Annotated in this window: 11 protein-coding genes and 1 tRNA gene; 3 read left to right on the forward strand and 9 right to left on the reverse strand. The window is 55.9% G+C overall.

Going from position 1 to position 13,828, the window contains the following annotated elements:
* Window position 1 precedes the first annotated feature (1 nt).
* The 3 genes from ACN0TS_RS10950 to ACN0TS_RS10960 form a co-directional block, all read right to left on the reverse strand.
* Window positions 2-1,090, reverse strand: coding sequence for a 4-oxalomesaconate tautomerase (locus ACN0TS_RS10950; RefSeq protein ID WP_417259396.1), 1,089 nt, complete (start codon window positions 1,088-1,090; stop codon window positions 2-4).
* An 11-nt stretch (window positions 1,091-1,101) separates the two neighbouring features.
* The gene (locus ACN0TS_RS10955; protein ID WP_417259397.1) at window positions 1,102-3,132 is read right to left on the reverse strand and encodes a tripartite tricarboxylate transporter permease; all 2,031 of its coding nucleotides are present in this window, start codon (window positions 3,130-3,132) and stop codon (window positions 1,102-1,104) included.
* Window positions 3,133-3,202: 70 nt separating this feature from the next.
* Window positions 3,203-4,291, reverse strand: a complete 1,089-nt coding sequence (locus ACN0TS_RS10960; protein WP_417259398.1) for a tricarboxylate transporter — start codon at window positions 4,289-4,291, stop codon at window positions 3,203-3,205.
* A 150-nt stretch (window positions 4,292-4,441) separates the two neighbouring features.
* On the opposite strand from ACN0TS_RS10960, the gene ACN0TS_RS10965 reads away from it, so the two are divergent.
* Together ACN0TS_RS10965 and ACN0TS_RS10970 are read left to right on the forward strand one after the other, a co-directional pair.
* On the forward strand, window positions 4,442-5,113 hold the full coding sequence (locus tag ACN0TS_RS10965; protein WP_417259399.1) for a response regulator transcription factor: 672 nt from the start codon (window positions 4,442-4,444) through the stop codon (window positions 5,111-5,113).
* Complete coding sequence (locus ACN0TS_RS10970; protein WP_417259400.1) at window positions 5,110-6,462, forward strand: sensor histidine kinase; 1,353 nt, start codon at window positions 5,110-5,112, stop codon at window positions 6,460-6,462. The genes ACN0TS_RS10965 and ACN0TS_RS10970 overlap by 4 nt, the downstream gene beginning before the upstream one ends.
* A gap of 386 nt (window positions 6,463-6,848) precedes the next feature.
* On the opposite strand, the gene ACN0TS_RS10975 is transcribed toward ACN0TS_RS10970, so the two are convergent.
* Together ACN0TS_RS10975 and ACN0TS_RS10980 are read right to left on the reverse strand one after the other, a co-directional pair.
* Entirely contained in the window at window positions 6,849-7,271 is a 423-nt protein-coding gene (locus tag ACN0TS_RS10975) for a hypothetical protein (protein ID WP_417259401.1), read from the reverse strand.
* Window positions 7,272-7,304: 33 nt separating this feature from the next.
* Window positions 7,305-7,853 (reverse strand): MBL fold metallo-hydrolase, encoded by a 549-nt coding sequence (locus ACN0TS_RS10980; RefSeq protein WP_417259402.1) that lies wholly within the window; start codon window positions 7,851-7,853, stop codon window positions 7,305-7,307.
* A 346-nt stretch (window positions 7,854-8,199) separates the two neighbouring features.
* On the opposite strand from ACN0TS_RS10980, the gene ACN0TS_RS10985 reads away from it, so the two are divergent.
* A complete protein-coding gene (locus tag ACN0TS_RS10985) occupies window positions 8,200-9,087 on the forward strand; it encodes a LysR family transcriptional regulator (protein WP_417259403.1) in 888 nt (295 codons plus the stop codon).
* Between the two features lie 378 nt (window positions 9,088-9,465).
* Here ACN0TS_RS10985 and ACN0TS_RS10990 read toward each other — a convergent pair whose 3' ends face one another.
* The 4 genes from ACN0TS_RS10990 to ACN0TS_RS11005 all read right to left on the reverse strand — a co-directional run bounded on the left by ACN0TS_RS10990 (window position 9,466) and on the right by ACN0TS_RS11005 (window position 13,691).
* Window positions 9,466-9,990, reverse strand: a complete 525-nt coding sequence (locus ACN0TS_RS10990; protein WP_417259404.1) for a hypothetical protein — start codon at window positions 9,988-9,990, stop codon at window positions 9,466-9,468.
* 728 nt (window positions 9,991-10,718) lie between these two features.
* Window positions 10,719-10,793: transfer RNA gene (locus ACN0TS_RS10995), tRNA-Gln, on the reverse strand.
* Window positions 10,794-11,200: 407 nt separating this feature from the next.
* Window positions 11,201-13,054, reverse strand: coding sequence for a capsule biosynthesis protein (locus tag ACN0TS_RS11000; protein ID WP_417259405.1), 1,854 nt, complete (start codon window positions 13,052-13,054; stop codon window positions 11,201-11,203).
* The gene (locus ACN0TS_RS11005) at window positions 13,038-13,691 is read right to left on the reverse strand and encodes an ABC transporter ATP-binding protein (protein ID WP_417259406.1); all 654 of its coding nucleotides are present in this window, start codon (window positions 13,689-13,691) and stop codon (window positions 13,038-13,040) included. The genes ACN0TS_RS11000 and ACN0TS_RS11005 overlap by 17 nt, the downstream gene beginning before the upstream one ends.
* Window positions 13,692-13,828 lie beyond the last annotated feature (137 nt).

Genomic DNA, 13,828 nt, shown 5'->3' on the forward strand with positions numbered 1-13,828 from the left:
ATCAGTGACCCTCCAAAATGCGTGACGGGACAAACACGCGGCCGTCCGCCAGTTTGCGCGCTGTCCGCAATAGCCCAGCCGAGTTCAGAGAAAATCCCTCCGACGTGTCGTAATCTACCAGCACGTCAATCGTGCCAGAGGCGTGTTCCAGCACCACATTGGCGGGGCTTTGGTCGGGACGTTCCAACAAGCCATCTGCCACACTGCCGGGAGTGAGCGCACAAGACGCGAGGCATTGTGCCCCAGTCACCGCCATGGACGGATGTGTATTCCACGGCATAAAATAGCGTGTCGCAATGGTGCCGCCGTCCTTGGCAGGGGCAAGCAATCCGAACTTTGGTGTGACGGATTTCGACACGTCTCCCATGCCCATAGCCAACCCCGCCTGAAGGCGTATCGCCTCCATCTGGGCAAAGAAATCGGTGTTTGCGTCCAGCTCGTCGGCGCTTTCGTGACCGGTCAGACCAAAGTCTACCGCGCGTGCGATGACCATCGGCATTGCCACATCCATGCATGTGACTTCGATACCGTCAAAGGTGTCGCGGAGGTGGCCCGTGGGTAGAAACGCCCCAGTCGAAGAGCCGACAATCTCCATGAAGTTTAGCGTAATAGGAGCGCCCGTGCCGGGCACGCCTGCGATCTCCGCGTCGCCATCATAGGTCACCACGCCATCGGGGGTCAGCACCTTAGACAGCACTTTGGCCCCAGTATTAACGGCGTGGATTTTTACTTCCGTAACATCACTGGTGGGCTCGACCAGTCCCAATTCGACCGCCGCAGGGCCGACACCAGAGAGGATATTTCCGCAGGTTGGCTTAAAATCGACCATTCGATCCAAGACCGAGATCTGAGCGAAAAAGTAATCCACATCCGCCCAAGCGTCTTGCGAGGGGGAGAGCATCGCGACCTTGGTGGTCACCGCAGCACCACCTCCGATGCCGTCAATGTTCAGTGGATGGCCAGAGCCGACCACGGCGAGCAGGACTCTAGCAAGGGTTTCGCGATCCTCGGGCAGATCCGCGCGGTTGAAGTACGGGCCACGTGAAGTGCCGCCGCGCATGAACAGATAGGGGATAGCCGTCTGTGTCATCTCAACACTCCTCATTTCAGTGGCCACGGAAGATTGATTGCGTCTTGCAGCAGACCCGGCGGGAAATCGCGATTGAGCGCACCGGCCATGACGCACATCAATGCGATGCCACAGGCGGTCAGGATCAGGGTTTTGGGCCAATGCGCCTGCGCTCGGATCCGCAGGAAGCTGACCAAAAAGCCCAAGAGCGCGAGGATGAAGCCGACGAAGTAGGTCGCCACGATCAGCCCCGCGAACCAAGCCAAAGTGCCCCAAAGGCCATAGGGCGCATCTGCGTCCTCGCCTGAGACTTCCTTGTCGGCAAAAACCGCATCGCCTTCAGGTCGCAGGATCATCTGCGCAAGCAGGATCAGCAGCGCAGCCAATGCGATGCCCGCCACAACCAGCGGCACGATCTTGTCGGTCATGTTGTAGTCAGGGATCAGCGAGGCATTGATCAATGCGGCCACTACATACCCCATGATCACCAGCAAGAAGATCACCGGCGCGCGCTTCGAGCCTGACTGCACATCGCCTTCGGCCATGATCGACTTGGCTTGGCGCAGGCCCAGCACCACCGAAACCACGGTAATGATCAACAGCACAATGACGATTGGCGAGAAGATGTAGTCCATCCCTTCCTCAAAGGATTTGCGGAAACGGAAGGAGGCGATCTGAAACGCCTGGTTCGAGAATTTTTCGACCGGGTTGGACAGAACAAAACCGATCAGGAATGCTGGTCGCGACCAGTCAAAGCGACGCAGAAAAATGCCGATCAGGCCGATAACGAAGAGCGCGAGGAGGTCTTCAAAGTTCTGGCCGGACTGAAATGCTGCGAAAGAAATGAGCATGAAGAGGAACGGCGCTAGGTAGGTGAACCGAATGGTGGTCAGCTTGGCGATACCACCCGAAGCCGCGATGCACAGTAACGTGCCCACGACATTGGCCAGCGCAAGCAGCCAGACGATCGAATAGGTAATGTCGAGGTTGTCGCGCAGCATTGAAGGGCCGACTTCAATTTCACCAGAGCCGAGCAGCGCGATGGCACCAATGAAGATTGCCATTGAACCAGAACCAGGAATGCCAAAGAGCAGCGTGGGCACCAACCCGCCGCCTTCTTTCGCGTTGTTCGAACTTTCCGGCCCGATCACACCACGGACCTCTCCTTTGCCGAAGTTCGACTTGTCCTTCGTGGTCTGAACGGCATGCCCATAGGCGATCCAGTCGACAACAGAGCCGCCAAGGCCAGGAATGACGCCAACGACAACGCCGATCAGCGAGCAACGCACCGAGAGCCATTTGTTGGCAACCCAGTCGCGCACGCCTTCGCCCCAACCCGCCCCAAGTGTCGCTTCTTTGGAAATGGCTCGATCTTGGCGCAGGAGGGATACGATCTCTGGCACTGCAAAAATTCCCAAGCCCACGATTACCAGTTGCAGCCCGTCGGTCAGGTAGGGGATGTCATATGTCGCCATGCGCAGGCTGCCGCCCGCGTCGGCCTCGCCGATGGTGCCGATAAGAAGGCCAAGCCCCGCCGCGGCCAGCCCTTTGAGAGCCACGCGTCCCGCCAGTACCGCCACCATCGACAGACCGAGGATCGAGATCATCAGCATCTCAGGCAGGCCAAAGGACAACACGATGGGCCGTGCCACGACGATGAACATTGTGAGGAATGCCGCCCCGACCAACCCGCCGAAAAGCGAGGAGGTGAACGCCGCAGAAAGCGCCCGCGCGGCTTGGCCTTTCTTGGCCATCGGAAATCCGTCAAGCACCGTGGCTTGGCTGGCGGAGGAGCCGGGGATGCCCATTAGGACTGAGGCAAAGGTGTCAGAGGTCGGCACCACCGCGACCATGCCAATCATCAGCGCCAGACCTAGAACTGGGTCCATGCCGAACATAAAGGGCAAAAGAAGTGACAGCCCCGCGATTCCGCCGAGGCCGGGAAAGACCCCGACAGCAAGGCCCATCACGACGCCCAGCACCAGATAACCCAGAACCACAGGTTGCAGAATTAGAGCCCATGCCTGGCCAAGCGCAGGCAGAGCGGTTGCGAACAGTTCCATCGCACCGACCTCGGAATTTTTGAATAATGGGGGTGGCCTCGAGGTGACCCCGAGGCCAAGAGGGGGTCGCTTATTTCAGCGAAACGCCATAGGCTTCTTGCAGCCAGTTGGAGACGAAGGCCTTCGCCTCCGCAGAGACCGTCGTGCCGCGCTGCGTCGCCATGGCTGCAGCTTCGCCGACGAAGACGGGATATTCCCCGACACGTTTTTCGGCGATCTCGGCAAAATCTTCGCGGTTGCGTACCGCGTCAAAGGCCGCCGTATAGGTTGCGATCACATCATCAGGTGTACCCGCAGGCAGGAAGGCGATCTTCTGCACTGGGAAGCCCGCGATAAAGAAAGCTTTCCACGCTTCCCACGCCTCACCTTCCGTCTCGCAGCCCTCGGTGGCTTCGCAGACTTCCTTGAAAGTCGGGATGTCGGGAAAGGTGGGGTCGCGCACGATGTTGCCGTCTTCATCCAAAGCGCCCCATGTCATCATCGGCACGGCCTGACCGTTCTCCACTAGATCAGCAGAGGCGCCGAGATAGCTTGAGGACGTCTGGTAGTCGATGGTGGCCTCACCGCGCTCGAACATCAAACGGCCATCACCACGGCCCTTGATGCCAAAGACCGGCTCGACGTTCATCCCGAGCATTTCCCATGCCAGCAGCGGCACGAGGTCAAGACGCGTCGCGCCCTGTGAACCATAGATGAAGTTGATGTCCTTGAGGTTGTTGGCCGTGCCGTCGAATTTTTCACCGTCCGTGGGGTTCAGATAGGCGACCCCGCCGGTGCCCGATGCCATGACGGGCGTCCAGTCGCTGTATTCATAGCGCACGCGCGGATCGTCCAGTAGATAGGGGAACTGGGTCGAACCGGAAGTGCCAAAGAGCAGCGTACCGTCTTCGTGTTCTTGTTCCTGGAACCAGTTCGCGCCTTTAGTCGAACCGGCACCCGGCATGAACTTGACAACGACTGTGGGGTTGCCCGGCAGTTCTTGGGACAAAAGCGGTGCAAAAAAGTTTGCCCATTTGGCCGAGCCACCGGTTTCCGAGAAAGGAATGACCCACTCGATTGTCTTGCCTGAAAAATCGACCTCAGCCGATGCCGGAACCGCTAGGCAGGCGGCAAAACAGGCAGTGGATGCAACGGTCGCTGCGAAATACTTGATAGTCATAGGTGTCCTCCCGTAGACATTCTGTACTGGTCAGGCTCTCATGTCTGCCAGAAATCGAACTTGTTTTAGGGAACGAATCCCTCCTCCAATACGGACACACTGCCTTTTCAACCTTGCGCGAAACTTGCGCAATAGGATTAAATTTCAATCATGCGCATTGCAGTCATCGAAGACAACGAGGCCCTTGCTCAGGGAATTGCACACCGTTTGCGGGATCGCGGCCATGCGGTGGACCTGCTACATGACGGGGAAGACGCCGACGCATTTCTGCGCGTTGAGGGGGCCGACCTGATCGTGCTCGATTGTAATTTGCCCGGCTGCGACGGGCTGGAAGTTCTTGGTCGCCTGCGCCGCCGAGGCGATGGAACACCAGTGATCCTGCTGACCGCACGAGCCGAGACCTCAGAGCGGGTGGCCGGGCTGGACGCAGGAGCCGATGACTACCTGACCAAGCCTTTCGAGATGGATGAGTTGGAGGCGCGCCTGAGGGCCATGGCGCGGCGAAAAAACCTTGAGTTCGCCGCCCGCGACGCGCTTGGCCCCTTAGTCTTTGACCGTACAAGTCGCCAATTGTTGGAGAATGAGCAGCCCTTGGCATTCCCTCGCAAAGAGTTGGCGACGCTGGAGTGCCTGTTGGAAAGGCGCGGGCGGATCGTTTCGAAATCCCAGTTGATCACTCATGTTTATGGTACCGGGACGGAACAGGACGACAGTGCAATTGAGCCGCATATTTCGCGTCTCCGCAAACGGTTGGCTCCCTTCGGTATCCGCATCAAGGCCGCGCGCGGGCTGGGCTATATGCTGGAGGTTGTTAGCGTATGACCTCAATGTCGCTGCGCACACGGCTTTTCATGCTGATCCTGCCGCCGTTGCTGTTGCTCTCTATCATTCTGGGATTTTGGCGCTTTGAAGTGGCGCAGCGCACCTCTGAAACCTTGTTCGACCGCAGCCTGCTGGCCGCAGCGTTGGCGATCTCCCGCGATGTGGCGATTTCTGGCGGAGATGCACTGTCACCTAGCACGCGGGATTTTGTCTCCGATGCCGGGGGCGGGGAACTTTTTTACCACGTAACTGGCCCCGGCGGCATCTACATCACAGGCTATGCTTATCCACCCGTGTCCAGCGGTCAAACGGACGAAGACAGGCTAAACTACACCGATGCCGAATATCGGGGCGAGCCAGTGCGCGTGTTGCGGATGGCGGAGAGTACGACCATCGGCAACCTGACCGGCGACACGATTGTCACGGTCTGGCAAAGGGAAAGTGACCGGAACGCATTCGCCGCCGCTTTGGCGCGGCGTGCTGCTGCCCTGATTGCCAGCCTGATGGCAGCACTTGCATTGGTGGTGTGGTTCGGGGTGAAGATCGGCTTGCGTCCCTTGAACGACTTGCAAGACGCGATCCAACACCGGTCTCCCGATGACCTGCGCGATATACGCCGCGCGGTGCCCGCGGAGGTCTTCGGCATTGTCGCCACGCTGAACCGACTTTTCGGGCAGGTGCGGCAGAGCATCGAGGATCATCAGGCCTTCATCTCCAATGCTGCGCATCAGCTGCGCAACCCTGCCTCGGCGTTGTTGTCTCTGGCCGAGGTTTTGCCAGATGTCCGCGACCCGCAAGAGCGCCGCCAAAGGGAACGCGAATTGATTGCTGCGGCGCGCAAATCGGCGCGCCTTGCCAATCAGTTGTTGTCTCTTGAACGGCTGCGATACGACGAGGCACCAGCGTATGATGCTCATGAGCTAAACGCCATCGCTGCCGAAGTTTGCAGTGACTTTGCACCCTCGATCCTGTCGCGGGACATGGATTTCGACTTTGAACCCTATGCAGACTCTATTCCGATCAAGGGTGACCCTGTCCTGCTCGGTGAGGCGATTACCAATCTGCTTGAAAACGCGCTGACCCACGGCGGGGCAAGTCTGTCCGCGATCCGTGTGAGCACTAAGATTGAAGGACAATCTGCGGTTCTGATGGTAGAAGATGACGGCGTTGGCATCCCTGACGTCAGTGGGCAAGCAGCCTTTAAAAGGTTCGCTCAATTGAGCGAAGGGGAAGGTAGTGGTTTGGGGCTTGCAATCGTTCAGGATGTCCTGCGCCGTCACGGGGGCGATGCCGAGCTGGTGCCACAAGAGTTAGGGCTGATCGTGAAGCTTAAAATTCCGTTGGCGTAAACGGCGTAAGGGCGGATCGAAACGCGCACCGATGCGCTTGGTTTACTGTGCTGTTGGTGAACGAGTATATTTCTACGGAAAAACTCTTACCACCCGACGACCCAGAGTGGCTCGTGGACGTAGAAATGACGTAGATAGGATCCCGCGCGAGACTTTCCATATTCGCCGAGAAAATTGGTCATTACCCATCTCAGGATCATAGTTTGACCACGTTCCAGAGACGGCGAATTCCGACTCGCGGAGGTCGCGCACGTAAATTTTGAACCGCAGACGGTGGTGGCCGGCCCTTCTTTGTGAACAGGCCCCAATCCGACTTCATGGAGATTAAAAACGCTGATTTGCCGAGGGCGGCAAACCAGCGCTGTTTTGCTTTTTCCGAGAGCCCGTTACGGATCCAAAATGACCAGATGCATGAACATGGTTTGACAATTTTCGACCATATTCAATTCGACATTGCGCAGCTTGCCTGCCCATTTCGGAATCATCTGCTCGGCGCAGGCGTTTGCGGCGCTCATGATGCCATCCTTGTACATGTAGTGCGTCGCAGATTCGTCAAAACGCGCTGCGGCCTCTTTTGATGTTGTCTGGTACCAATCGCTTTGCACGATCCCCATAATCGTCTGCTTCATGTCGTTAATGAAGGCGTTATAGGTTCGCACGTGCTCGGGAGTGCCGACAATCCGCTCATGCCCGACAACAACGAAATTGAAATCATAGTTCTCCAGCAACCGGTCTGGCATACCATAGGCGAACCATGGGTCCGAGCTTTCACCCCAGTGAATCCAGGGGGCTGCATCGGGATGGAACATGTCAATTGCGAACAAGATTTTCTGTTCGGGAGCTCAGATAACCATGTCATCTTGCGAATGCCAGTTCCGCCCGAGGTCTTTCATTTCCAGCCGCAAGCCACCCGTTTCGAGGACGTATTCATCATCGAATACAAAATCAGGTTGCGGACGTTTGGGGTCGTTGGCTTCTGCCAGCAGGTCAGCCGTGTCTTTTTCGGCAATCAGGACAGCGCTTTCGGGAAAGAGGCTGGCCCCCTGGCTATGGTCGCGGTGGTGGTGGGTATAGATCACATGCGTGATCGGCTTGTCAGTCACTTGTGGGATCACTTCAAGCACAAACGGCGACACGTCCGGCTTGGGATCGATGACAACAACACCCTCGTCGGTGACAAAGAACACCATATTTTCAAAGTCGTCATGCACAAACCAAGCGTTTTCGGCAATTTTGTAGTAGTCGTAGCCACGCTCTGGCAACTTCGAATTTACATAGTCACGCGTGCTGTATTGGGCTTTGGTTTTCTCGTAGTCAAACTGGTCTTGCGCTGTCGCAAGTCCAGGTAAAAGACCAGCGACAGTCACCATCGCTGTTAACAGTTTTCTCATTATCGGTTTCCTTCTCGATTCAGTTTCGGTTGGGTTTTGGTCCCCATGGGCAGCTTGTGAAGACGGCGTGTAAGAAGTATTTTCACTTGAATCCAAAGGCATAGAGGGGAGTTTGCTTCAGATGGCTCTGAACAACTTATTACGCTTTCTCTAATCGCCCTGACGTGTATGCCAACAGCGACATCGTCGACAACTTGGCTTCTGAGCGACATAGCGTTCTGCGTCATGATGATTGCTTATGAATTCAAAGGCGCCTCTGCCTTAATTGCCTATCCGCAAAGTATTGACTCACGTCCGCATAATAAATACGAACTTTCAAAATTTACTGTTCTGAAATGCGAACAATATGATCGATGAAATTCGCGCGATTGCGATTTTTAGCAAGGTTGCGGAAACGGGCTCATTTCGGGGTGCGGCCCGCATTCTCGGCCTGTCTCCCTCTGTAGTCAGCCAGCACATCGCAAATTTGGAGACGCGACTGGGCGCACCCTTGATCTACCGTTCAACACGAAACTTTTCGCTTACACACGACGGAGCGAAATTACTTGAATCCGCCCAACGCATGGTTGCTGCGGCCGAAGAGGGGTTAACGGTTTTTTCCGATCAGGCCGCCGGACCTGTAGGCGTTCTACATGTTACGATGCCTCAGCTCTTGAATACCGGAATCATGATCCGCGCACTCACCTCGTTCACCAATCGTTACCCCGGAATTGCGCTTCGCTTGAGCTTCTCAGACGCCCCAAGCAACTTGATCCGCGATGGCATAGATATTGCTTTCCGGATTGGCGAGGTTAAGGATGGTTCTCTTAAGTCTCGGAGGATTGGAGACATCGCCAGATGTATGGTGGCAAGTCCATCCTATGTCGCCAGGCACCCGAAACTTAAAGAGCCGGCCGATCTCGAACGCTGGTCCTTCATCCGGCTTGACGTCATTCCCGATGAAACCGTTGTGACCCACCCCAAGAAGGGCAAGGCAACCATTGTGGGCGACGACCAAATCTCGGTCGACAATTCTCTGGCGCTCGTTCAGTTCGCCCTCGCGGGCGCCGGGGTGGCGTCAATACTGGAGTTTGCCGTGCAGCAGGATATTGACGACGGGCGGCTGATAAAGCTCCTCCCTGAGTGGGAGTTGAGCAAGCCCGGCCTCTTTGCCCTGTGGCCTCCCAATGCGCGCCGGAACAGTTTGGCCCATAAGCTACTCGAACATCTGCGCATGAAACTTCCCCCCTTGTAACCCGCCGAATTCTGGAGCCATGCGCACCGAAGACTCCAGCAGCCTGCCAATCGCAAAGTAAAAAGGAGACCAGATCGCGGCGTAAAATGGGTCCACTAAGTTCTCGGGCATTATGTGCTTTGGCGCGTGTGCCCCCAAATAGCTAACGCGTGCCAAAGCGCATGCTGGACCGCACCCTGCACAACATCCATCTCAAAGGTTTCCAGCAGGCGCAGGACTTGAACATATTCCCGCTTGCCCGGCTTGCCATTCTGGCTTCAAGCAGTCGATGTACGGTGGCGAAGACATCCGGTAGATCCCACCCCAGCAAAGGGGCGGCTTGATCTAAGGCCCTAACCTTCTGCTCAATCAAAGGTAGAAAGTGGAGCGGATCAAAGATCATATCCGCTTTGGCATAGGACCGCTGATGCAGCGCAATCCCATCAAAACCTCAGTATCGGAGGCCAAACGTTGACCTATGGTTTGGCTGCGACCACGCAATTTGTCTCCCTGACGCGCTAAAAATCCCTGTTCCAGATGCGCATTTAGACCATCAAAGCGTTCGTAACGCGGTGCGGGCACCATGAAGTTGCGGCGCGTATATCCTACCATGCCTTCAACGTTGTCTTTATCGCTTCCTCGCGCTGGTCGCCCGAAGTTGTCATCGAACAGGTAGTGCGATTGCAGTTCTGTAAGGCGCCGTGTCCGCACACGCGTTCGATCTCCAAGAATACTGGTCACAGCCATTTTGGTGTTGTCGCAGAGAATGGCTTGGGGAATGCCACCAAAGAAAGCAAAGGTCGAGATATGGCCATCACAGAATGCCTCCGTCGTTTCGGAAGGATGTCCCTTCACAAACACCGCATCAGAATTCGGTAAGCTCATAACAAAGAAGTGGATCTTGCATTCCACGCCGCCGATCACGCCAAGGGTCTCGCCAAAATCAACTTGCACCTGTCTGGTAATACATAACCCGGTCGATGCGACAGAGGTACAAATACTTCTTTAGTGCGCCGCTTTTGTTCGCGAACGTAATAGGTCACTGTGGTCAAGCTACCTGTATAACCGTGTTCATCCCTCTTACGTTCAAAGAGACGCTTGGCTGTGTGACGCTGCTTTTTGATTAGGGATTTGTCCGTTCGTAGTATCTCATCGATGACCCCGACATAATCATCAAGGTGGTGCTTCTGACCGGCGATATCCCCCTTCTCGGGCATGTAAACATGCCCTGACAGGCAACGGGTGGCAATTCATGCCGCAGCATCTTCGCTATCGTTTTACTATCCTTGTTGAAATGACGTGCAGTTTCTGAAGCAGACATGCCGCCCTTCAAGCAAGCACGACGCACACGATTATAAGTATCCACAGAATACATCTCCCGTCCTCCGAATAAACGACGGACACGAACTGGCGGAATTATACTCCGCTACGACTGCGATACGCTGCAGCTTCTGTGGCCCATTATTGCTCCGCGTTTTACACTTCGTTAGGTAGGTAGGATAATCCATCGTGACCTCATTCTTGGTCACTGCTGGAGGAAAATGGAATCAAGACGAGGGATGTGGTTCTGTAACCCCTTGTGTAACCTTCTTGTGCAGCTTTCTAAGCCACGAAGGTCTCGGGATTGTTTTTAAGCGATTTTTTGAGAAGGTTGGCTGGGATGGTAGGATTCGAACCTACGGTACACTGTACCAAAAACAGTTGCCTTACCACTTGGCTACATCCCAACGTGGACGCGTAATTAGTCCGACCGCGCGTTCTGTGCAACCCCTGAAATGGTAAAAAGCGGGTCCAGAAAGAAAAGAATTTTCACAAAGAGGCGAAGGAAAAGGGTTTCCCGACATGTTGCGAGGGATTTTGCACGAGTCCGAGCAGAAATCAGCGCCTCCTAAGGGCGCAACGTTGGGTTTATCCAATGTGGTGAGCCGTGGAGCCTTAGTGCTGAGGGCGTATGACGACACAGCTGCGCTACACCGCCCGTGTCGCCCGAATTTCCACTCCAGATACCTCAGGTGCCCTGACTGCTCCTGTGCGCGCTTATGTGGCGCGGCGCGGGTGGTTCAATCGCATGCAGGGCCGCGCTGTGATGCGTGGCCCTGCTGATAATGCGCCCAAGAGGAGGCGCGCCGTCGAATTATGCCGAGACTTGTTCGCGCAATACGGCGGCGGTCAAAGAGGCCAGAAGGTAGAGACCCGAAAACACAAGCAACGCGAGAAGAGTGTTTTCGAATTTGCGCGGATAGGTGGGGTCCTCAGGGGCGACAGGGCTCACACCGGTGGACAGGTAGCTAATCTGGCGGTTCACCTCTGTACGGGCGCTCTCAAGGTTCATCAGGGCTTGCTGTACCATTGCCTGACGAGTTTGGAGTTCTACTTCGGCCATTCGCAGTTGCGCCGTGATTCGGGCAAGCGATCCTGCGGGGCGTTGGGCTTCGGTCATGTCGTTGCGCAAATCGCTAATGAGGGCCTCAAGTCTGCCAATGTCGCCCTGAACGCCCTCAACACGCGCTTGGTTCGGGCGGCTGTTGTCGAGCAACTGTTGCAGTTGCAAACGTTTCTGCTGCAACTGGGTTTCAAACCCGTTGATCTGGCTCATCAGTGCGGAGGTTTCCGCGTCAGGTGAAATGATGCCCATTTGCTCTTGCAGCTTGACGACGTCCTCTTGTGCCTGACTCATCTTGGCTTCCGCCTCGTCGAGGCTTTCCCGAGCGCCGCTCATTTGGTCATCGCGAATACGCTGCGTGAGTTGGTCCATCCGTTCTTCGGCATATTTGATCAGCGCTTCGGAGAACTGTTTGGAAACTTGTGGATCAGCGGCCACCACTTCCATCTTGAGAATGCCTTCGGTCGGGTCGTAGCCAATCATGACGCGGTCCTGATAGACCTTGTAAGCCTCTTCGTTAGAGGGATTTTCTGGCAAGCGCTGTAGTGGGTCGATTTTTTCAGAGGCAAAGTGATCTTTGAAGCCGACGTCAGCGTCAAGGCGCAGCATTGCGTCTTTGGACAGCAAATAGTCCTGTACCGTCACAGCTTCTTGCGATGTGCCAAGCGGCGAGCCAGACAGCATAGACCCCAAGCCGGACCCTGACGACGGAGACTGGGCCTGCTTGATCACCATCGAGGTATCGGTGGCATACATCGGTGTCGCGATATTATAGAAATAGTAGCCTGCAAAAGCGGTGGGCAAAAAGACAAAGACCGTGAGGCGGGCGACGAGCAACAGAATTTTGCGGCGACGGCGCTTGGCAATGTCGCGTTGGATGGTCGAAATATCGTCTTCGCGGGCGATGCGCTCCAATACGGCTGCGGATGGCAGCGCAGGTTGATCTACCGTTTTGGGGAGCTGAGGATTCTGGTGTGCAGGTAGGCCCGCTCCCCCACCGTTCCCTTTTCCCGTCTCGACCAGATCGAGCATTGTCCCCTTTTGAAACGGATCGATCCCTTGTTTGCGCAAAAGACGGATGGCGTCGAAGTCGGATGTGGGGGCAAGCCCATGCTTGTTCGCGACGCGGCGGGCCATACGCAATTGGCGCCCCGTGAGACCTTCGCGGCGAATGGCATCAATCTCGGCGTCAATGCTCGTCTCATCGGCGGGGGTTACATCCCCTGTTTTGGCGGTAGACGCACCCGCCAGTTCCGCGGCTACGCCGCCATGAGGCCGCGCGGTGCGACGTGAAGGTTGAGCTTTTTCGGCAGCAGCAGATCCGGGAAAGGGACCGTCGCCAAATCCGTCATCAGCAGCCCCATTATCAAACAGGCTGTCGCCCTGCAACGGTGCCTCCTTGGAGGATTCCGCAGGGGCTTTCGAGGTATCATTTGCGGGTGTATTGGCTGCCTGCAATTTGCGCACGCGTTCTTGTACCACCTCCGCGTCCTCAGCGGCCTGTGCCGCGGCAGCTTGCAAGCTCGCCTGAGCTGAAGGGCTTTGAGCAGCCGTGCGCGGCCCGCGGCGCACGCGATATTTCTGGACCTTAGGCTTCGTAGTCATACAGGGATTTCGCCTCTTCCAGGGTGTCAAAGAAATGCAGCTTGCCTCGGCGCAAGACCGCAGCCGAACGACAGAATTTTTCGAGCGTTGCTGTCTGGTGGGATACCACAATCAGCGTCGACTTTTCCAGCCGCTCGCGTAGGATGCTCCCTGCTTTACGGTTAAACTCGACATCCGTGGTCGAGGGCATACCCTCATCGATCAGATATATGTCGAAATCAAGTGCTAGGAGCAGGGCAAAGGACAAGCGAGCACGCATACCTGACGAATACGTTGCCACGGGCATTTCGAAGTATTCCTCAAGTCCGCAAAGCCACCGGCAAAAGGCTTCCACATAATCAGGGTCGAGGTCATAGAGCTGCGCGATAAAGCGTACGTTCTCGCGCGCGGTGTGTTTTCCAATCAATCCGCCCATGAACCCAAGCGGAAAAGAAATACGACACCCGCGACGAATTTCACCCTCATCGGGTTTTTCGAGGCCTGACATCATGTTGATAATTGTCGTTTTTCCCGTTCCGTTCGGGGCGAGAATGCCGAGCGAATTGCCCAATTCCACGCGAAACGACGCGCGATCAAGGATGACCTTGCGCTGCGTGCCCGTCCAGAAGGACTTGCTGACATTATCGAACTCGAGCATCTAATGTGGCCTCGAAACTGTTTAAGCCAAAGCTCTTAACGGCTTTGCGTCACTATATAATGATTAACTATCAATTGGGCGACATTATGTCCCGTGCGGCGGAATAGTGCCATTAGAATACAGTCTTTGTGAAGAAA

This window comes from Celeribacter sp. (assembly GCF_048266405.1).
Classification (GTDB): Bacteria; Pseudomonadota; Alphaproteobacteria; order Rhodobacterales; family Rhodobacteraceae; genus Celeribacter.